This window comes from Paenibacillus profundus (assembly GCF_021369635.1).
GTDB lineage: Bacteria > Bacillota > Bacilli > Paenibacillales > Paenibacillaceae > Paenibacillus_B > Paenibacillus_B profundus.
In genome coordinates this window covers 1-1,326 of the sequence record NZ_JAJNBZ010000011.1, presented here as the reverse complement: position 1 = coordinate 1,326, position 1,326 = coordinate 1, and the positions used below count along the sequence as shown (strand labels likewise).

The following is a 1,326-nucleotide window of genomic DNA, read 5'->3' as shown; positions in this document are numbered from 1 at the left end:
GTGTGTTAATTTCCTCTTCCTTGAGAAGGGGTTCTCGTTCGCTCCTTTGCATCACTCTCCCCTTCATTCAGAACAGCATAACGTTCCCCTGAAAACGAGAATATTTCATAATATTAGAAAATAAACTTGATAAACGAACATTTGTTCTGTACAATGAGTATAGGAACATATATTTTTAAGTTAGGCCAAATCATTCCGTGACGAGGAGGATGACTTTATGGAGGCATTGCAATCTGTCGATACATTGGAAGAGTTGCAGCGTCAGTTTCATAACGAATCTTCTTGCGTCTCTTTCCTATATAATTTGAAGTGGCCACATGGTTTTGTCTGCCCACGCTGTCAGCACGCCCATGCCTACGTCATCCGGACACGCCGGCTTCCACTGTACGAGTGCCGCGCTTGCCGCCATCAGACATCGCTCATCGCTGGCACGGTCATGGAAGGCAGCCGCACGTCCTTGCAGAAGTGGCTCACTGCATTCTGGCTTGTCTCTCGTTCCGATATCGGCATCAACGCCGTCCGGCTCAGCTCGATTATCGAGGTTACATACAAGACCGCTTGGTTGATGCTGCATAAGATCCGAGCCGCGATTAGCCGTGGTGATACCGTTCGGCCGCTGGCAGGGATGGTTCATGGCTTCGTGGCCTTCTATGGCCATCATCCTTCTAGACAACTTAACCCTCGGGAATGCCCTCTAATCGTTGCTGAATCCGTCATGCCAGACGGACAAACGGGCGAACTTAAGATGAAGCTAGTGGAGCCAACTCATCACTCGAACAAGTTGCTGCTCCGCTCTGACTGCGAACACTTCGCTGATCTGCATGTCGCTAAGACTGCTACCGAGACATCCATCATCCGACACAATTTCCAGGTTCGCCGCAACAGTCCTTTATATCAATCCTTCAAACGGGCGTGGCGCTGGATGAACGACACATTTCACGGGATAGGCGCCAAATATCTTCAGGCATACCTGGATGAATTTTGCTTTCGATTCAATACATCTCTCCAACATACGTCCACTTGGGAGCAACTATTGTGCTTATGCGTGGCTGTGCTTTCCCCTTCCTCAGCTGCTTCTTGCACCCGATTTGAGGAGCCCTTAGTTTCAGGCATACAAATAGCAGCATGACATAGTTGATTGCGTCGCACCTTGAACGAGTCGTTATTGCGAAACGTGTCACACCTCATTAGTTTATTCCGTTTCAACTGCGGCTGTTTGAGAGTTCTGGCAGTATTTCTAGCACCGTTCCGGTTGTCGATGATTGAGCGTCCTGGCAGTATTTCTAGCACCGTTCCGGTTGTCGATGATTGAGCGTCCTGGCAGTA

Annotated in this window: 1 protein-coding gene; it reads left to right on the top strand. The window is 49.1% G+C overall.

The features are described from left to right. The first annotated feature begins 217 nt into the window (after positions 1–217). Positions 218–1,129, top strand: coding sequence for a transposase (locus tag LQV63_RS14615; protein ID WP_233697270.1), 912 nt, complete (start codon positions 218–220; stop codon positions 1,127–1,129). Positions 1,130–1,326: the final 197 nt, after the last annotated feature.